This window comes from Paenibacillus sp. PAMC21692, assembly GCF_014303795.1.
Lineage (GTDB): Bacteria > Bacillota > Bacilli > Paenibacillales > Paenibacillaceae > Pristimantibacillus > Pristimantibacillus agaridevorans.
In genome coordinates, this window is sequence record NZ_CP060293.1 from 3,991,385 (window position 1) to 4,010,363 (window position 18,979).

Genomic DNA, 18,979 nt, shown 5'->3' on the forward strand with positions numbered 1-18,979 from the left:
TCAAAAATAAAAAGTTGGGCGGAAAGACGCGCCGTCCAACTTTTTTGTTTACCTGCTTTTTCATGACAGTGGCGAGGGGGATGCCTGCCACTTAACATTCAACCAAAACGGGGCGTCCAGCACTCCGTTTTCACTGACTTTTTGGATAGCCATATGGCCAGGTGCTAGCCTATTTGGCGGATTGTGTATGAATTTTCATACACACTTAACTACGTATACGATTTGTACCTAGGCCTTTCCACGAGTTCCGGCGAACTTGCGTTGCGGTAAGACCTGTCATTTGTTTCATTTGTCTGGCCAGATGATGAGTCGTTTGATACCCGCAGCGTTCGGCGATCTCCGTGACGGTTAATCCCGTATGGACGAGCAGATCAATCGCCTTGTTTACGCGAAGCTTCCATAAATAATGGATAGGCGTATCGTTCTCGTAATGCCGGAACAAACGAACGAGATGCTCCGAAGATACGCCGGCCTTGGATGCCAGGTCGGTTAATGAAATTTCCTCCATGAGATGTTCTTTCATCCACGAGATAGCTGTGTACACAGACGAGTGGTTCTCCCGTTCCGTCACGCGCTTGGATTCCAACGGATATAATTGCAGCGCTGCCAAGCCTAACGTTCGAAGCAACGGATCGCCGGGATATGTTCGATGCTGGACGGACAATAGAAGATCGGTTAGATGGTTCAATTCTTCGGACAACGGGAGTACGACAGGAAGTTCTGCCATTAACGTTAACGTTTCTTCCGGCAATTCCTCGACATGCACGGCAATCCACCGATGCCACGTCTCCTCATCCTCGGCGAATGCAAATCGTTCTTCGTAACCGGGCATCAGCTTTACGACATGGCCTGGCTGCACTTGCATCATTTGCCCCTCTATTGAAACTCTCATCTCGCCAGAATGCAGCAACACTAATTGAATGTCCTGCTGGATACGGGGACCGAAACGTCCGCCCGGCGGGTAAACGATCGATCCGGCTGTGACCGATTGTACATGGTCAAGGCTAATGGGACGGGGTAATGCTGAATCCGGCATCATCTTGTCTTCCTTTCGTCGCTGCTATTGTCATCATCGTATTCCATGTTTATTAGTGATGTCAATTATAGACACATATCCGATAATTGTATCCATTGTGGAGTTGGGGCGCTCGCTGTAAGCTTTCTCTATCAAGAGAATCCTTAATATCCTGGAGGGAATAACAAATGACTAACAAGTATACAGCGTCAATCCAACCGTTAAGCCAAGAGAATGTCGACTTTTTTAGGGAGCAGGGGTATTATCTCTTCAAAAAGGGAATGAGCGAGGATTTAATCGATGCCTTTAACGGACACATCTACGATATTCGCAACCAATCCCCGATGCCAGAGTGGGCCGCCGTCGAAGAGAGCAAAAAATATTCGCTGCGCCTGTTCAATCCGCATAAACATGACAGCTTCTCCAGGCAGCTTATGAAAAACAATATCGTACGCGGAGCATTGGCGCAGTTGATGGGCAAGGAAGCCGTATGCGTGCAGAGCATGTATTTTTACAAAGAACCCGGCTCTCCCGGCCAAGCGTCTCATCAGGATTATTATTATATTAAAAACGACCCTATGACGATGATTGCTGCTTGGACGGCAATGGAGGAATCCGTTGATGAGGAAAACGGCTGTTTGTGGGTCATGCCGGGTACGCACAAGCTGGGACTGCTGCCGCATGGCGCGGTCAAAAATATCGAAGAACACGAATCGTGGACCGAGGAGACGGAAGGCGTCGATACGAGCCGGCAAATCCCGGTTGTCATGGAAAAGGGAGATATCCTGTTTTTCAGTGAGCTTCTCATCCATTCATCCAACAAAAACCGAAGCAAAGATCGCTGGCGCCGCTCTTACGTATGCCACTATATTCGAGAGGATTCCAATGTTCTTCACCGCGAGGACTTGCGTCAGAAATATCCTTTATACTAGTTAGCGCAAATGTGATGTATGTCGATTTTGCCGTTTACAAGATGGATTCCTTACGTACAGGCACACATGGGCCCTCGCCTACATACAATGTACAACTGACGTTCTAGTGGGCAAGGGCCGGAAACGCGAAACGAAGATTCGGCGTTCGTTTCATCCGCGGTTCTGCCAATACAGCATGGGGGTGTACAAAGGATGGGATTGTTCTCGGCAATTGCTTTGTTTATTAAACAGCTGACTCTGCTAGTCTCGTATGTCAAAAACAACGCGTTCCCTCAACCGCTCAAGGAAGAAGAAGAAGCCAAACATCTCGCGCTTATGGCAGAAGGCAACGGAGACTCGCGCAACATCCTGATCGAACATAATTTGCGTCTTGTCGCCCATATTGTTAAAAAATTCGACAACACCGGCGAAGACCTCGAAGATTTAATCTCCATCGGCACCATTGGCTTAATCAAAGCGATCGAAAGCTTCCAAACGGGCAAAGGCACCAAACTCGCGACCTTCGCCGCCCGTTGTATCGAAAACGAAATACTTATGCATCTTCGCAGCTTGAAGAAGACGCGCAAGGACGTATCCTTGCATGATCCCATCGGCACGGACAAAGAGGGGAACGAGATCACGCTGATCGATATCCTTGGCACGGAGTCCGATGACGTGGCGGATAAAGTGCAGCTCAAGATCGAGAAGAGCAAGATTTACAAGAATTTGGACATATTGGATGATCGGGAGAAGGAAGTCGTCATCGGCCGCTTCGGGCTGGTGCATGGCGGAGATGAGCGGACGCAGCGGGAGATTGCGAAGGAGCTCGGAATCAGCAGGAGCTATGTTTCGCGGATTGAGAAAAGGGCGCTGATGAAGTTGTATCATGAGTTTTATAAGGTGAAGAAGTGATAATTGCCCCAACACACAGAATACCGTTAGTAATATATGTATCAGTTGATGTAACTTCAAAAAATGAAACCAAATGGCAGAGATGTCGTTTGGTTTTTCATGTTACGTACTAGACACATGAGAGTGTTTTGGTTGGCTATGAATAGTATAGTGCTCAGACCATTGGCTGCCGGCAAACTTAATAGTTGCATGATAAAAATATGTTATAATGGTGTTTATTTTAGCGGTTATCGTATGCTGATGAGAGGAATGGAATTAAAGTTGATTGAAAATTTTTGGGGGGAATTACCTAAACCGTTTTTTGTACTTGCTCCTATGGAAGATGTAACTAATGTTGTGTTTCGTCATGTTGTGAGTAAAGCGGGTAGACCTGATGTTTTTTTTACTGAGTTTACAAGTACTGAAGGTTACTGTAATCCAGATGCTATATATAGTGAACGTGGGAGATTATACTTTACAGAAGATGAACAGCCTATGGTTGCGCATATTTGGGGAAATAACCCTGATTATTATAGGGAAATGAGCATAGGTTTAGCTAAGCTTGCATTTAAAGGCATTGATATTAATATGGGCTGTCCTGCTCATAACGTCGCAGCTAAAGCTAAGGGTAGCGGACTTATTCTACAACCTAAGCTTGCAGCAGATATTATACAAGCTACTAAAGCAGGTGGATTACCTGTAAGTGTAAAAACCAGACTTGGCTATACACATGTTGATGAGTGGCGTGAGTGGTTATCACATATATTGCGACAAGATATTGCAAATCTTTCTATTCATCTACGAACCAAGAAAGAAATGAGCAAGGTGGCTGCTCATTGGGAGCTTATTCCTGAAATTAAACAGCTTCGTGATCAGATTGCACCCCATACATTATTAACGATTAATGGAGATATAGCTGATCGAAAAACAGGCTTAATGCTGGCAGAACAATATGGAATTGATGGAATTATGATCGGTAGAGGTATATTTAAAGATCCATTTGCTTTTGAGAAAACACCTAGAGAGCATAGCAGAGACGAAAAAATGGAGTTATTAAACTACCATATTGATTTATATGATAAATATGCAACAGAACTAGAACCGAGACCATTTGTTCATTTACTTCGGTTTTTCAAGATATATATTAATGGATTTGATAAGGCAGATGAGTTGAAAAATGAGCTCATGCAAACGAAGTCAACAGATGAAGTACGTCAAGTGCTACAAAACTTTACTAATATTGCGAAGGAGCTGGGGATTAGTCGGAGCTATGTGAGCAATTGAGAAGCGGGCGCTTATGAAGCTGTATCATGAGATTTTTAAGGCGAAGAAATAAGTTATAACAATAACAGACTGCTCGCTTAGGGCAGTCTGTTTTTCAATTTCGTCAAAGGTGAGGATGAAAATGGACGAGTTAACTCTAAGAATACTAAGCGACACGAATCTTTTGCAACGCTAGTGGTAGCCGATATTATAATGTTAAGCTCTCCCGCGATATTCGAAGGTTGACCGGAGCGTAAGCTGGGTACTCTAGTAGTAGAAAATCACTTTTGGGAGGTGAGAAATTGGATACGGTTTTATATTTTGGTTACGCCTTTGTGTATCTGCTTCTGGCAATATGGGGATTGTTTTATATATTGAGAAAAGAGGGAGGGTTTTCGCTATCGATATTCTTGCTGATGGTGACGGTTGCCCTTGTTTGGGATAATGCCGTCATTGCTTCAGGTAAGTTTATCGGAGAAGGACCCTTGTTAGAATCGCTGAATTTATCGCGTTTTTGGAGTCATGCCTTTTTTACGCCGACACTTGTTTTGTTCGGATGTTGGGTGATTGAACAAATACAATCCTTTCGGTCATACAGGAAGGACACACGCGCAAGATACATAGCAGGCATAGTCACATTAGGGTTAATCGCGTTCGAGGTGTACGAAACGACGCACAAGACATTCATACCCATTCGCGAGTATGGCGTGCTTCGATACGGAAGCCTAGAGGCTTCGGGTCCGCCCATTATGGTAATCGTCGTCATTCTAATATTGTTGGTTATTAGCATTATGGTGTTCGTGAAACAAAGATGGGGTTGGATGCTGGCAGGCGTCTTGCTGATGCTGCTGGGCAGCGCGATTACTATCCCCGTGGAGAGCTCGGCCGTGACCAATGCCTTCGAGCTAACCTTTATCATGTCACTGTGGTGGTCGTACTATAAATTATCTAGAGGATTTGATCTCGATCGGCACCATCGGTTTGAATCGAAATAGCCCCGGACTCTCGCGTCCGGGGCTATTTCTGTTCATCTACATTCACTTGATGCCAAATCGAATAAACGAGTCGACGATCTGCCTGCGAAGCACGAGGTAGATGAGCAGGATCGGCAGGCAGGACACGGTAGTCGCCGCCATGAGCGACCCCCACATGTTCGTGTCGGAATTGACGAACAGCTTCAGGCCGATCTGAATCGGCGCGCTATTCATATCCTTGGTTACCAGCATCGGCCACAAATATTCGTTCCACGCATTGATGAACTGTATGATGCCTAGCGATGCCACGGTGGAGCGGATATTCGGCAGGATGAGCCGGGTGAGAATGCCCCAGTCGCTCAGCCCGTCGATGCATGCCGCCTCGATCAGCACGCCCGGGAACGATTGGAACGCCTGATACAGCGATAGAATGGCGAACGTGGAGACGCTGAATGGCAAGACGATGCCAAGCAACGTTTCGTTCAGTCCCATATCGTTGATGAGGACGTAGTTCGGGATCATGATCGCCTGGAACGGAATGAGCCAGGTCACGCTGAGCAGGGCGAAGATAAGCGATTTCCCGCGGAACCTCCACCTTACGAGCGCGTAAGCGGCGAGCAGGCCCGTTGCCAGTTGCAGCACCGTCATCAGGATAGACACGCCGAACGAGTTGAAGATCATCCGCACGATCGGCATCTGAGAGAAAGCGTAGCTGTAATTCCCGAATGTCGGCTGAAGCGGGAACAAGCTGGCGGTAAAGATCTCCGACTCGTTCTTGAGCGAGGAGATGACCATCCAATACAACGGGATGATGGCTGCCGCGCACATCAGAGCAAGCGCTCCATGCTGGAACATCGAAAGAACCTGAGACCGTTTATTCATGATTGGCCAATCTCCTTTGAAGCGTTAATTATCATAAAAGGCGAACCTGCGGGATACGGCATTTAGCGACAGCGCAATCAGCCCGAATAGGACAAAGAACAGCATGGCGGCCGCCGAGCTGACGCCGACGTTCAAATTCGAGAACGCGAAGCGGTACATTTCGTAATAAATGTTCGTCGAAGTGCCGTAAGGACCGCCCGTCGTCAGAATATCGATATACGCGAACGTCCATTGGCTCGAGAACAGCAGGCTCATCGTCAGCATGAACAGAATCATAGGCGACATGAGCGGAACCGTAATGTACAAAAATTGGCGGAAGCTGCCGGCTCCGTCGATCGCTCCGGCCTCATAATATTCCCGGTTAATGCCGGTCAAGGCGGCAGCGAACATAATCGTGCTGAATCCGAGCATCTTCCAGCCCGTAATCAGCAGGATGATCCACTTCGCCCAAGACGCATCCGAGAAGAATGCAATCTGTTCCTGAACGAACCCGAGTTTAAGCAAGAGATGGTTGACGATCCCGTTGGACGGATGGAACAACCACCGCCATATGGCGCTTACGGACACCGGCGCTAGAATCATGGGAATAAAGAACAGCGCGCGATAAAAATTTTTCATGCGCGGATTCATCTGGTTCGTCACAACGGCGAGTACGAGCGGGATGGCTATCGAGAACGGCAGCAAGCCGAGCGTATAGAAAACCGTGTTGCCGATCGCTCCGGCGAAAGCTTCGTTCTGCAGCAGCCGCGTGAAATTATCGAAGCCGACAAACAGCTTGTCCGTGCCCGGAACCATGCTCCACTTGTGGAAGGCCAGATAGAATGTATTGATCAACGGTTTGTACATCCAGATTCCAAGCAGGATGGCCGCCGGCAGCAAATAGAGGTAGGGCTTTAGCTTGCGCCAGAACTTGGAACTGTTCCAATGGCGCGCAGCCGCCTTCTGTTTCCCCTTCGCAAGGGGGGAGTACAATTCTTCCATTGTTTTGCTCATCGCGATCCCTTCCTTGTCCAAAGACCTGCGTCTTGCCGAGTATTGCTGTATGGCTTCATTACTGGATCATGCCATTGATTGCGTCCTGCGCCTTGGTCAATGTATCCGCGACATCATCGTCCGATGTAATGGCCTTGACGATGGCATCCGTAAACAACGTTGCGATTTCGGTCGCGTTGTCGCCCGGCCAGATTGCCACCGGTTTGATTTTCTTCAGTTGCTCCAGGTTGATCTTATACAGCGGATTTTGCTCGACAAAGTCCTTCAGGCCGTTCGGATCATCGGCCAGCCCCGTGCGAAGCGGCAAGTAGCCGACCTGGGACGTAATGATCGTGTAGCCCCTGTCGCCGGTCACGAACTTGATGAATTCCCATACCGCCGCGTTTTTATTGGCGCTGTCCGGCCGCACGGCCAGCACGCTGCCCGAGTTGACGGGAACGGCTTCCTGGTCGGCGAACCGAGGCATGCCCGCACCGTACAGCTTCCAACCGCCTGCGTCAGCCGCTTGCTTCGCGCCGCTGTGGAGCGCCGTGGAGGAAGCGTACATGCCCAGATTGCCCGCCATAAATTGCTCGGAGAGCTCGGCTTCCGTGCCGGCAGCCGATGCGCCATTCTGGTACAGGTCCTTCCACATGCTGATCGCTTCAGTGCTTTCCGGGCCTGCGAACCGCGCCTCTTTGCGGTCGTCTGACAAGACTTGTCCGCCGTTGCTGAGGATGAGCCCCTCCGTTATCCAGCCGTTGCTAGGCGCTAGGCCGAAGCCGTCCTTGCCGGTTTTTTCTTTGATCTGAAGAGAGGCTGCTTTAATCTCTTCCCATGTCTCGGGCGGCTGCTCCGGATTGAGCCCTGCCTCTTGGAACAGCTTCCCGTTAATGAACACGATCGGCGTGCTGAACGTGAACGCCAGCCCGTACATCTTGCCGTCGATCTTGCCCAGCTCGAGCGCGTTCGGCGATATGCCCTCCAGATGCGTTTCAAGCTCCTCTTGCGGGAACGTGTCCTCATAAGCCTTGAAGCCAAGGCTTATGCGGGAGCTGTCGAGCGTGCCGAACGGATGCTGGACGATGTCCACCGACTTGCCGGCCGAGATATCCGCTTTATACTGCTGCATCGTCGCGTCCGGCACGCCCTCGACGATAACGCCTTTCTCCTTGCCGATCGTGTCGTTGAATTCCTTGATCAGCTGCTCCATCCCCGGCTTCATCGTCGGATAGGCGAGGCTGTACGAATAGAAGGCAACGGTCGTCGGGTTGGCCGGATCAAGCGTCCCCATCTCCGCTTGCGTCGCCGAGACGTTGTCGCCGCTTGCACCGCCGCAAGCGCTGAGTCCGATCATGGCGCCTAACGAGAGAAGCGTCATTGTTCGTTTCGCAATTCGTTTCATTAATCGATTCCTCCAGATCTCATTGTTGGACTATTCCAGGCAATAGGCTTGAATGTGTTGACGCAACTCGTCATCAATGCCGAATTCGGCTTCGAGGTACCTCTCGAAGGTGCCGTACTCCTGATCGATACGGTTTCGCGACGCGTTCAGGTAGCGCTCCTGCAGCTTCATCGCAGCTTCGATCTCGCGCAGATCGTCCATGCTCACATACTGGGCCGCGATATCGAACATTTGCCGATGAAACCCGGCCAGCGTCACATTGGACAATAGATAATCCTCCATCACGGTCTCGTACGGAACGCCCAATGTCAGCAAGATCAGCATGCTGCCGATGCCGGTACGGTCACGTCCGCCGGCGCAGTGATGAACGAGCGGCAAATTCGATGCCGGCGACTTCAACAGCTCCATCAATTGCTTGTACGAAGCGTTTCGAATCGGAAGATCGGTGTAGAGACGGTCCAGCATATCCTTCGAGAATTGCTTATGCAGCCCTTGCGCGAACATTTGGGCAAGGTCCAAATCCGGCTGATCCTCGGCGCCCGCATTCGCGGGGACTCGGAGATTGACCGCTTGGCCGATCTGCGGATCCGGCTTCTTCTCGGCTTCCGCCCGGTTGCGATAATCGAACACATTCTTGAGGCCGATCGCCTCTAAGGCCAGATGATCGTCAGGCGTTAGGCCGGTCAGCTCGGCGGCGCGGAACAAGAGCCCTTGTTTGACCGTACGGCCATCCATCGTGCGAAGGCCTCCCATATCGCGGAAATTATGTACCCCCTGAAGGGGGAGTAGGCAAGCTGGCATTAATTCATTAGTCATGGTTAGGGCTCCCTGTCGAATATTTTTGGATGGGACGAGCGATTAGTGCTGAGCGGCAAGCAAGGCAAGCGGGAAACGAAGATATTCCTCCCGGCCCCCCGGCATGACAACGGTCTGTACCGCCACGCCTTCCGGATTGACGCTGACCACATTGTAGCTGCAATAGTCCACCATGCTGAAGTGGTCATCGTCCGCCAACTCGCCGGTAAACGCCGTGCCGTTCGCCGCGATGCTGCAAATGCCGTTGTACGTGCCGACATTGTTTGTATGAACATGGCCCGCCACGATGCCGACAACGTCTGTTCCGGCTAGCACTTGGCCCAACTGCTCGCGGTCGGCCAGCACATGCTCAGCCGGCATCGATTCGATCGTCAGCAGCGGATGGTGAAGGGCGATAATCGTACCGCGTTCGGCCGGCGTGCTCAGTTCTTCCTCCAGCCATGCGAGCTGTTCGTTGTCGATACGGCCATAATGGTGCCCTGGAGTCTGAGAATTCAGGCCGATGAGACGAAGACCTTGAATCGTATGGCTGTAGTAGTACGGCTGCTCGGACGGCTCTTCCTTCAAGTAGCCTTCGCGGAACGGAGCGCGATGGTCATGGTTGCCGAGCACGACGTAGACCGGAATGCCGAGCGAGGACGATCCTTCATCGACAAGCTCGCGAATGTATTCGTAGTCCTCCGTGTTGCCTTCATGCGACAAGTCGCCCGTAATGACGACAAACGATGGATTGACGCGATTCTGCTGAATATGCGCGAAGACCTGTCTGACTTTATCCGCCAGATTGAATTTGACGAACGGCCCTTCCGTGTGCGGTGCGTTCATGTGCGTGTCGGTGAGGTGAACGAATTTGATTGGATTCATTTGATTTCCCTCCATTTGGCTTTTTATCTTGCATACAAGAATAATAGTTGTTGTATGTAAGGCTAATGTTAAATGAATAATTAGATTTTATAAACGAGCCGCCCCCGATTTACGAGAAATACAAAAAAGCCCTCGGCGCATCATGCGCCGAAGGCTATGAAAGTGATGGCATATAATGGAGCAGGCGTGCATTCGGATTAATCAAGTCATATAACCGTGGCGAAGCAAATCCTCGCGCATATTGCGCGAATGCTGATGAATGATCGTTTTGGCTTCCATATAGTTCTGATTAGAGAGATGATCCAGAATTTCCTTGTACAGCTTCCTCCCCGTATATGGGCGGTTATTGCCCTTCGTCAATCGGTAGGCGACGACAAAGTACAGCAGCTTATCCCTGTGCAGCTCGAACGTATCGATCATATACCGGTTCTGCAGAGCCGTAAGCAGCGTACGCATAAACATCAGGCCGTTCTCGTAATACTCGCGGTACTTCTGCTCCTCGCTTGCCTTCACGAGCCGGTCGTAATGCGATTGCATCGCCTCTAAGTCCAGCTCGTACATGCCCTGAGCCATTCGGTCCAAGGCGAACGAATACAACGCGCCCAGCAAATCGAAAATATCATACAGATCTTTAATGTCGATGCCTTTGACCAGAATGCCCCGTTTGTACAGCGTTTGGACGAACCCTTCCTTTTCGAGCAGCGATACGGCGGCGCGGACCGGGGTTCGGCTCATGCCGAGTTTCTCGGCCAGATCGCTCTCCGAGAACAAATCTCCGGGCAGATGCGCTCCGTCCAGAAGCTGTTGGCGTATAGATTGGTAAGCTTTATCGACAAGCGGTATTTCGGACATAAGATGGCTCCTCTATTCTCGAGCAGTTCATACCTGCAATACTCAATAGTATAAGGGAACAACCTAATTGCTGACAACCAGACATCGAAGCGCAACTAGGATAACTATTGGTGTTCGATCATTCTCTTTTTCGTTACAATTAAAACCTATCGTAAAATATCGTCATTTCGGCTAATAGAGTGAGGAGATAAACTAGACGGAGTAATAATGACATGGGGTGAGTTGAAGATGTATTCATGGAATGGAGATAGTCTGCTGGAGCAGTTGTACAATGAGGCTATAGAACAACATCAGAATCATAAAGCAACGGTGGGCTCGGACGAACGCAGCAGAATGTTGAAAGAAGCCTTGCAGGAGCTGATAGGCTCCGTTGCGCCAAATGCGACATTCAAGCCTAAGCTTCTGGAGCGTGTGGAACTGGATGATTATATTCGGGAAAGGATTGAGCTTTCCGCGACGCCGGGCTTAAGCTTTGGCGCCTATATTCTTCTGCCAAAACATGCAGAAGGGGCTCTTCCTGGCGTATTGGCGTTGCATGGACACGGCTATGGCAGCCGCGAAATTGTAGGCCTCTTGCCAGATGGTTCGCCCGATAGCGGGGTGCCGGGCATCCACCAGCATTTTGCTTTGGAGCTTGCGCGTCGAGGGATGGCGGTCATTGCACCCGATGTGATCGGCTTCGGCGAGCGTCGGCTGCATGCGGATTTGGCGGTCAATCCCAATGCGCCGAGCTCTTGTTACAGATTATCGACTGAGCTTATGATGCTAGGCAAGACGTTGACGGGACTTCGAGTTGCAGAATCGCTTAGAGCTTATGCGTATCTAGCAGGTAGACCGGAAGTAGATAAAGAACGAATCGGCGTGATGGGTTTCTCCGGAGGAGGATTAATTGCTTTCATCACGTCTATTCTTAGACCGAGCATTCGTGCGACTGTGTTGACGGGCTTTACTAACACGTTTAAAGACAGTATTTTGGCTGTGCATCATTGTATTGATAATTATACGCCGGGCATTCTTCGTCATGCAGAGCTTCCTGAGCTCATCGGATTAATCGCCCCCCGTCCGTTGTTTTTGGAGTCCGGTGAGAGGGATCCGATCTTTCCTGTTGAGGGCTTTAGACGCGCAGCATCTGCCATTCACGAAATTTATGAGTCAAAAGGAGCCAGTGATCGCTTGGCGGTAGACGTTTTCCCGGGCGTTCATGAAATTAGCGGAAGGCAAGCCTACGATTGGTTAAAAGAGACACTAACATAATAAATATCCAACGTAACATGGTCTCGTGCGCAGAGGGGACCGTGATTTTTTAAGATTGTGAAATTTTAAGCTTTTGAGCGGGATGAACATGCAATATTGATGTTTTCGTTACGATTTGGTGCTAGTCATTATTCGCGATATCTGTCATCCTTTGCAGGAAATCTATCATCCACTTAAACGATGAGAAACGAAGGCAGGGGAAGAGATGACGCAAGTATCGGAGGACAAAAGACGGCTCCAAGCCTTGATAGAGCGGGCGGAAGCTATAGTAGATGTAAGAGGATGTTATTATACGGACGGTGCCAAGCTGGCAATCGACGATCTGATGCAAGCGGCACGTGAAGCGTTGAAGGGCGAGAACGGCTTGCCGTTTAAACGCAATCGTGAGTTCTATGCTCCTCGTGAGGAAGAAGCGGTATTGTTCGCAACCAAGCGGTATACGATGGTGCCGCCTTTCGCCAAAGAGCGCAGCGTATATACATCGTATGGAATGGAGTCCGCTCTGGAGTGGTTCGAGGAGCAGGATCTGCTTCGCGGAGGCAAGGAGCGGCTTGTTTATAAAGCGGACTTGGCATTATCGAAAGCGGATGAGCTGCTGCATAATGCCCGAATTGGCGGGGAAGTCGGTTGCCTGGACGATGAAGCTGTTCGTAAGCTTCGAGCATCCGCGGAAACCGTGGAACAACTAAAGCCATCATCGGATGACGCATTGAGCGATCATTCCAGCGAGGAGCTTGCGCTAGCCGTCGTGGACTGTTTTAATCGAATTCGCGAATGCCGCTACTCCCGAGTGCTTCGAACGGATGTGGATCCATGCGCGTCACTCTATTTGACTGGCGAAGGACTCCAGCAGGTGAAAGCCGTGATCGAGTCGGATCCGCTAGTTCGAGAGCAGTATGAACGTATTGCAGGGATTGCGGGACATTTTAGCCTGGATGATCTCGAAATAGCCGTTGCGAGCATCAAGGACGGAGAATCGGATTATGACGAGCTGAACCAGCATTTTTACTTGTGGAGCTCGACGGACAAAATCGTCAATTTCCAGGCTCCGGAACATGCGGCGAAGGCGAGCATTTCATTTGTGCTTCCATCCGAGGAGAATGAAGAAGAAGGTCTCGGACATGTATGGATCGATCAATTGGAAATTTTATCAGCAAGCGGGGGCAGTCTTAAGATCCGGAATGCCGGTTTCGACGAGGGCTCAGACAGTCCCGACTTCTGGATTCCGGAAGCGCGCAAGGGAAATCCTCACATGCGATGGGAAAGCGAATATCCATATTGCGGCGGTGGCGATCGGAAACGGCTGGAGCCGGCTAATCCATCATCGCAGGTTGCGACGAAACACAAAGAAGGCGTTCGTAACCATTCGCTCTATCTCTGCAATCCAACCCGTGAGGACGAGGCAGCCTGGACCTGCATCGAACCGTTTAATGTCGAAAGCGGAGTCGGGTACACGCTAACCTTCCAAGCCAAATTGGATGGCAAGCTGAAGGCGGGTTTAAAGACGGTTGTTACGTACTATAACGAATCTGGAGCGCCGATCGGAGAATATACGTATCTGTTTAATCGTAAATCGTCTATCCCGGGAGGACGCTTCCAGCTTGCGATGCAGTGCGACGCCATTCAATATGCCCTGACGGGCGAGATCGAGTATGCCATGAAAGTCAAATATGCGCTTCTATACATTCTTCATGATTTCAGCCAAGGAGCAGAGCATTGGATGGTCACCAATCTGCGTCCCGAAGGCAGCGACAGCTACGGTGCGGTACAAGGCGGAAGGCTGCTCAGCAGCGCCGCTGTCAGCTACTCGATGATTAAGCAGGCGCATGTTTTTTCGGGCGAGGAGAAGCGACAATTTTACGCACTGGTCGAATATTTGCTCCGATACATGCTGGATTTGAGGGATCGAACAGAGTGGACGCCGAGAGAGGCGCAGGAAGGCTGCAGCAATTGGCAAACAGATATGTGCGCGGGTACCGGCCTTATGATGATGGCGCTGACCGATTTCCCGAATCGCCATACCTGGCTGTATAATGCGGACGCTATTCTAAAGGCGCAGCTGGAGTTGAACGTGAATCCGGATTCATCTTGGCCAGAGTCGATTCGTTACCATCATGCGGCATTGGAGCGGTTCGCTGGATATGCGAAGGCGGCGCGCAATGTGCTCGGAGATGATTGGTTCGAGACAACGCCGCTCGCACGTATGTTCGGATTTAGTATCGAGATGCAAACGCCGGGCTACGAATACTTCGGCGGAAGGATCGGCACGCCGCCATTCGGCGATCATGCGCTGGGGGATGGCAGCGAATTTGGCAGCTTTGCTACTTATTTGGCGGATGTCGCCAAGGTCGATCGCAAGCTGGCGGATCGGATGTACCATACGTGGACGGCAGCCGGCAAGCCGTTTAAGAAGCTATGGGGAGAAGGCATCGTGCTGGAAAACTTGCTTGGCCAAGGCGATAATTATGTGCCTTCAACGTCGCTTGAGCTGAGCTCGACAGCTAGCTTTCCGGATGCAGGCATTTATATTTTCCGCAATGAAACCGGAGATTCGAAGCAAAGCTACTTTGGGATCATGTCCAGTCCCGGTCCGATCGCGCACGGGCATCTGGATCAAGGTGCCTTTGTCATCTACAAAAACAATATCCCGCTAGTCATGGATTCGGGAATCGAAGGTTACTTCGACAGCGGCACAAGCTGGCATATTAGCTCCTACTCCCATGCCTGTCTGCAATTTGCGACCCGTCAAACCGTTATCCCAAGCCATAACACTGGCGCGATAAATCTGTCAGCGGGAACGTACAGTTTGGAGCGAGGCTGGGTTGATGTACCGAGAACGAGTAAAGTGCTGGAAGTGCAATTAGGCGAGGATCTGGAAAGGATTACGATCGAAATAGCTAATCCCGAAGGACAGGGCCGGCATATTCGTCATGTCACGTACGTGAAGCAAGCGGATCTGTACGTCATCCGGGATACGGTCGAGGATTTCACGGGATTGGTTCAATTTACGATTCCTGTTGCATCCAAACAAACCAAAGTGGAGGGCAGCGCCTTGCTTTCGGAAGGCGTATACGGAGTTGATCTCGAAACGGTGTTTATTCGCCCGTTGCAGTCGATCAAGGTGGAGAAGGGGCGGTCAACGCCGTTCTTTGACAGCGGAGACGATGGTGTCACCATGATGGAGTATATTCGTGCCGTTGCGGATGCGAGCGAGGGATTTTTGACGGTGCTGTATCCTAAGGAACGCGGACAACAAAAGCTGCGGACGAAGACGGATCAAGACGGAACGATCATTCTGCATGCCGGGAAGTTGAGTTACGAGCTGAAAGCTGCACCAGAACAATACGGTGTCGTAGTAAGCCAAACTGAACGCGAAGGAGCGGAACAACGATGAATGCACAGATTGATTTGCTCAAGGAATGGAAACTATCGGGAAGACCGGCGGATGAAAAATATAGCTTGACACAAAAACTCGTCATCTCTTATCCTGCCGCGGACGATGCGGGAGGGTGGTATCCGATCGGGTTCGAACGGGGGCATCATGCGGCGCAGGATGCGATGGGCTGGCACGGCTTAATTCTGAAGCTTTATTGCGTTGACGATTCGACCGAAGTGAGTGTTCAAGCCAATTTTGCGGATCATATTCCGGTGAAAGCCGGAATCGCAGTCGCCGGAGCTGGCATACACGAGGCGAGGGTAAGATTGGAGGACTTCCAAATCGAGACCGCAAAGGCTAACATCTGGCGGTTTCTGCAAAGCTTCGAGCTGCAAGGCAATGCCGAGCTTCTTACCGCGAAGCTCGTACGGGGAGAGAGACTGTATGTACACGCCGACGTGAGGGGCAAGTCCGGCGAAGCCGGAGAGGTGGTTTCCTACACGATGTCGGTGTACAACTGCACGGACAGTCGGCAGCGCGTGTCGGTAAAGCAGCGGTTTGAAGGCTGGGAGTCGCTCTTAGCGGAGCTGTCGCCGAAGGAATTCGACCTCGCGCCGTACGCCAGTCAGGAGGTAACGGCCGTCTTTATGATGCATGAATCCGTGGTGCCTGGAGGTCACGAAAGTACCTTGCTGCGTTTTATAGGCAACGGGGACGGTACCAGCGCTGCCGAGATCGAGCTTAAGACGCTTCGAAGACTTGCTCATCCGTATATTTACTGGTCGAAGGAGCAGTGGGCGGAGCGCAAGAGGCTGATCGATCGTCACGATTGCTTCCATCCGGGATATGAGCGCCTCCTTCAAGATGCGGCGGCATGGGAAGTTAAGCCGCCAGTGCCAGTCGATGAGCGGGACTATTGCTATGACACGCAAGAAGAGCATTTCATCATGTCCGCTGCTTACGCTTACGCGCTGACCGGCGAGAAACATTATGCGGAGAAAGTGGCGCAATTTTTCCGGTACTTCATCAACGAAGAATACGGATATCCGAAGAAGAAAAAGGGCTGCAGCCAAAGCTATGTCCAGGAAGGACATTTTTTTCAGCATCTCGCGATTCCGTATGACATCATCTTCGATGCTGGCGTGTTGACGCCGGGGGAGCACCAAGGGATCGAGAAATGCTTCCGGATTTATATGGATATTCTAGACCATCATATCCATAGCGGTCATATATCCAACTGGCTGCTATCCGAAATAACCGGCGCGTTTTATTGCGCATTAGCCATTCAGGACATGGAGAGAGCGCTTCGCTTTGTATTCGGGCCCGGAGGATCAATCGAGCAGCTGCGATACGGTCTGTTCAATGATGGCTGGTGGCATGAGTGCTCGGTCAGCTACAATACCTGGGTATCGTCGATGTATATCCATACGGCCCATGCGCTCCTGCCGTTTGGCATCAATATCGTCCATACGCATTTCCCTGCGCCGTTTAACGACGAGGTGAACAGCACGTACAACGGGGAGGATGCCCGTTTCCGTTTTGGGATGTACAACAAACGTTGGGGCGGCAATAGTAAAAGCTATATCCGCATTAAGGATATGTTCGATGCTACGATCCCGTTTTTGGACTACCGGGGAGTACTGTTCGGCATCAGCGATTCCGAGGAGCGGAAGCTGGAGGGCGTACATTTTGGGTCTACCTACGATTTGGCTTATTTTTATTACAAAGATCCCGAATACGTACCGGTTATCAAAATGAATAACGTAGTCGACCCCATCTTTGGCCATGCGGAATTGCCCGACGTTAGTTCTTCTTATGTGACAAGCAACGCCTATTCCGATAATGTAGGCGTCGCAATGCTGCGAAGCCAGACGGAGGGAAGGGAGCAGCAGGATCGAATCCAAGCGGTGCTCCGGTACGGCTCCCATGGCTACGCGCACGGTCATTTTGACCGGACAGGGCTTTTATCCGTCATGCGTTACGGCCGAAGCTTCTTTAATCCTGAGCATGTTTGGTGGGGTTATCATCATTTCATGTACAAATTTTACGTGCAAAACTCGATGACCAAAAACATGGTCGTCGTCGACGGGAAAGTGCAGGTGCCGGCCGATTCCAGACGTACGTTGTTCTATAGCGGAAACGCCATACAGGCAGTGGCGGTGGAGACGACCGCAAAGTGGGCTTATCCCCCATATGGCGGCATGATTTATCGAGACGACGAGACGCTGGAGGGGCGCTGCGCGATGAATGCCAGCACATTGCCCGAAGCGCCGGCCGGGGCGATATACGGGGAACTGTCGGATTATACCGAGCCCGTTCGTCAGAAGCGGGTGATGGGGATAACGGATGATTTTATCGTTATGTTCGATTATGTGGAAGGAGAGCGTGAGCATCAGTTCGATTGCCTGTTCCAAATCAAAGGTTTCCAAGCTCTGCAGGCCGAGAGCTTAACTAAAACGAAACATACGAGCCAGCTGACGGATAATCTCATGTCGGATGCGCAGTTTATTACGGATTGCCATTGGTATGAGGTCGATGGAGCAAGCGTTGCCAGCTTCAAGACCCTATACGGCGAAGGCGAGGATCTGCGTGGAACAAGAACGTCATACAATCGTCCCGGCCTGCTCAAAATGGATGTTCATGCGGCATGGCCACAGCATACCGAACATTTTATTGGGCGGGCGGCTGAGTATCACGGCATTACGATACCAATGGCGTACAAGGTCGAGGCGGACGGAGAAGTCCTTTCGGAAGGCGCTTTTGGTGCATGGCTGTTAGGAGAAGGCAAGGTCGATCTGGCAATCGCCGAAGGCGTCCAAACCTTGACCTTACGTGTGAAAAATGATCCGATATATACCGAGCAAAAATATCCGCTGCGGACAAAGCAAGGTTTGTTCTGGGGCGAGGCTTACATCGTAACAGCGGACGGAAAGAGACTGACACTGAGTGAATTGTCGCCTGTATATAACAATGTGGACAGTGGCTTCGGCATCGGCAAGGATTACGAGAATGGACGCGTAACGATCGTAGGCAACGAATATCCGGGAGCGATACCGACAAGCCCGATCGATCATGAACAAGAAGCGGTAATAAGCGTCAATTTGGAAGGTCTGCAGGCCGCTCGCTTTATAGGATTGATCGGAGCGGATGCGTTCCCGGGCGATGAAGCCCAGAGACGTACGACATACGGTATTCGGACGCAAGGCAAGGTTGGACGGTTCGTTACAATCGTAGAGCCTTACGAGGGAGATCGCGTGATCCGCTCCGTGCAAGCTTTGGATGCGAATACGGTTCGAGTCGGGCTCATGGACGGCAGACTGCAAGAAATAGTTGTGAACGACATCGATTCCGATAGCGCGTCATTATGCTTACGCGAATATCGCAACGGCAGCTTCATTCGTGAGGAACGGGCTGCAAATTCATAATACAAAGGCAAGCAAAGAGGTATGAATATCCGTTTCATGCCTTTTTTGCTGTCATGTAAATGACTTCTTAAAAAAGCGT

The 18,979-nt window shown here is 50.7% G+C and carries 14 protein-coding genes; 7 read left to right on the top strand and 7 right to left on the bottom strand.

The window, feature by feature from the left end; genetic code table 11:
* Window positions 1-205: 205 nt before the first annotated feature.
* Complete coding sequence (locus tag H7F31_RS15750) at window positions 206-1,036, bottom strand: AraC family transcriptional regulator (protein WP_261800438.1); 831 nt, start codon at window positions 1,034-1,036, stop codon at window positions 206-208.
* Window positions 1,037-1,203: 167 nt separating this feature from the next.
* On the opposite strand from H7F31_RS15750, the gene H7F31_RS15755 reads away from it, so the two are divergent.
* The 4 genes from H7F31_RS15755 to H7F31_RS15770 all read left to right on the top strand — a co-directional run bounded on the left by H7F31_RS15755 (window position 1,204) and on the right by H7F31_RS15770 (window position 5,075).
* The gene (locus H7F31_RS15755) at window positions 1,204-1,947 is read left to right on the top strand and encodes a phytanoyl-CoA dioxygenase family protein (protein ID WP_187104956.1); all 744 of its coding nucleotides are present in this window, start codon (window positions 1,204-1,206) and stop codon (window positions 1,945-1,947) included.
* A 192-nt stretch (window positions 1,948-2,139) separates the two neighbouring features.
* Window positions 2,140-2,838, top strand: coding sequence for an RNA polymerase sporulation sigma factor SigK (gene sigK, locus H7F31_RS15760; RefSeq protein ID WP_087566344.1), 699 nt, complete (start codon window positions 2,140-2,142; stop codon window positions 2,836-2,838).
* Window positions 2,839-3,078: 240 nt separating this feature from the next.
* The gene (locus tag H7F31_RS15765) at window positions 3,079-4,101 is read left to right on the top strand and encodes a tRNA dihydrouridine synthase (protein ID WP_187105382.1); all 1,023 of its coding nucleotides are present in this window, start codon (window positions 3,079-3,081) and stop codon (window positions 4,099-4,101) included.
* Between the two features lie 281 nt (window positions 4,102-4,382).
* Window positions 4,383-5,075 (top strand): hypothetical protein, encoded by a 693-nt coding sequence (locus tag H7F31_RS15770; RefSeq protein ID WP_187104957.1) that lies wholly within the window; start codon window positions 4,383-4,385, stop codon window positions 5,073-5,075.
* A 42-nt stretch (window positions 5,076-5,117) separates the two neighbouring features.
* Here the strand turns inward: H7F31_RS15770 and H7F31_RS15775 are convergent, their stop codons facing one another.
* From H7F31_RS15775 to H7F31_RS15800, 6 genes are all read right to left on the bottom strand, one after another.
* Complete coding sequence (locus H7F31_RS15775) at window positions 5,118-5,936, bottom strand: carbohydrate ABC transporter permease (RefSeq protein WP_187104958.1); 819 nt, start codon at window positions 5,934-5,936, stop codon at window positions 5,118-5,120.
* 24 nt (window positions 5,937-5,960) lie between these two features.
* The gene (locus H7F31_RS15780) at window positions 5,961-6,929 is read right to left on the bottom strand and encodes a carbohydrate ABC transporter permease (protein WP_187104959.1); all 969 of its coding nucleotides are present in this window, start codon (window positions 6,927-6,929) and stop codon (window positions 5,961-5,963) included.
* Window positions 6,930-6,987: 58 nt separating this feature from the next.
* Window positions 6,988-8,313 carry an ABC transporter substrate-binding protein gene (locus H7F31_RS15785; RefSeq protein WP_187104960.1) on the bottom strand — a complete coding sequence of 442 codons (1,326 nt, stop codon included), beginning with the start codon at window positions 8,311-8,313 and terminating at the stop codon, window positions 6,988-6,990.
* Window positions 8,314-8,343: 30 nt separating this feature from the next.
* Window positions 8,344-9,129, bottom strand: a complete 786-nt coding sequence (locus H7F31_RS15790) for a tyrosine-protein phosphatase (RefSeq protein WP_187104961.1) — start codon at window positions 9,127-9,129, stop codon at window positions 8,344-8,346.
* Between the two features lie 42 nt (window positions 9,130-9,171).
* Window positions 9,172-9,993 (bottom strand): metallophosphoesterase family protein, encoded by an 822-nt coding sequence (locus tag H7F31_RS15795; RefSeq protein ID WP_187104962.1) that lies wholly within the window; start codon window positions 9,991-9,993, stop codon window positions 9,172-9,174.
* A 201-nt stretch (window positions 9,994-10,194) separates the two neighbouring features.
* Complete coding sequence (locus H7F31_RS15800) at window positions 10,195-10,845, bottom strand: GntR family transcriptional regulator (protein ID WP_187104963.1); 651 nt, start codon at window positions 10,843-10,845, stop codon at window positions 10,195-10,197.
* Between the two features lie 228 nt (window positions 10,846-11,073).
* On the opposite strand from H7F31_RS15800, the gene H7F31_RS15805 reads away from it, so the two are divergent.
* The 3 genes from H7F31_RS15805 to H7F31_RS15815 all read left to right on the top strand — a co-directional run bounded on the left by H7F31_RS15805 (window position 11,074) and on the right by H7F31_RS15815 (window position 18,900).
* On the top strand, window positions 11,074-12,099 hold the full coding sequence (locus tag H7F31_RS15805) for a dienelactone hydrolase family protein (RefSeq protein ID WP_187104964.1): 1,026 nt from the start codon (window positions 11,074-11,076) through the stop codon (window positions 12,097-12,099).
* 205 nt (window positions 12,100-12,304) lie between these two features.
* Window positions 12,305-15,493, top strand: a complete 3,189-nt coding sequence (locus H7F31_RS15810) for a heparinase II/III domain-containing protein (protein WP_187104965.1) — start codon at window positions 12,305-12,307, stop codon at window positions 15,491-15,493.
* Complete coding sequence (locus H7F31_RS15815; RefSeq protein WP_187104966.1) at window positions 15,490-18,900, top strand: hypothetical protein; 3,411 nt, start codon at window positions 15,490-15,492, stop codon at window positions 18,898-18,900. The genes H7F31_RS15810 and H7F31_RS15815 overlap by 4 nt, the downstream gene beginning before the upstream one ends.
* Window positions 18,901-18,979 lie beyond the last annotated feature (79 nt).

Bases quoted from the DNA above. Each gene is read 5' to 3' on its own strand.
- H7F31_RS15750 (WP_261800438.1), bottom strand. From the start codon at position 1,036: ATGCCGGATTCAGCATTACCCCGTCCCATTAGCCTTGACCATGTACAA.
- H7F31_RS15755 (WP_187104956.1), top strand. From the start codon at position 1,204: ATGACTAACAAGTATACAGCGTCAATCCAACCGTTAAGCCAAGAGAAT.
- sigK (WP_087566344.1), top strand. From the start codon at position 2,140: ATGGGATTGTTCTCGGCAATTGCTTTGTTTATTAAACAGCTGACTCTG.
- H7F31_RS15765 (WP_187105382.1), top strand. From the start codon at position 3,079: ATGAGAGGAATGGAATTAAAGTTGATTGAAAATTTTTGGGGGGAATTA.
- H7F31_RS15775 (WP_187104958.1), bottom strand. From the start codon at position 5,936: ATGAATAAACGGTCTCAGGTTCTTTCGATGTTCCAGCATGGAGCGCTT.
- H7F31_RS15780 (WP_187104959.1), bottom strand. From the start codon at position 6,929: ATGAGCAAAACAATGGAAGAATTGTACTCCCCCCTTGCGAAGGGGAAA.
- H7F31_RS15785 (WP_187104960.1), bottom strand. From the start codon at position 8,313: ATGAAACGAATTGCGAAACGAACAATGACGCTTCTCTCGTTAGGCGCC.
- H7F31_RS15790 (WP_187104961.1), bottom strand. From the start codon at position 9,129: ATGACTAATGAATTAATGCCAGCTTGCCTACTCCCCCTTCAGGGGGTA.
- H7F31_RS15795 (WP_187104962.1), bottom strand. From the start codon at position 9,993: ATGAATCCAATCAAATTCGTTCACCTCACCGACACGCACATGAACGCA.
- H7F31_RS15800 (WP_187104963.1), bottom strand. From the start codon at position 10,845: ATGTCCGAAATACCGCTTGTCGATAAAGCTTACCAATCTATACGCCAA.
- H7F31_RS15805 (WP_187104964.1), top strand. From the start codon at position 11,074: ATGTATTCATGGAATGGAGATAGTCTGCTGGAGCAGTTGTACAATGAG.
- H7F31_RS15810 (WP_187104965.1), top strand. From the start codon at position 12,305: ATGACGCAAGTATCGGAGGACAAAAGACGGCTCCAAGCCTTGATAGAG.
- H7F31_RS15815 (WP_187104966.1), top strand. From the start codon at position 15,490: ATGAATGCACAGATTGATTTGCTCAAGGAATGGAAACTATCGGGAAGA.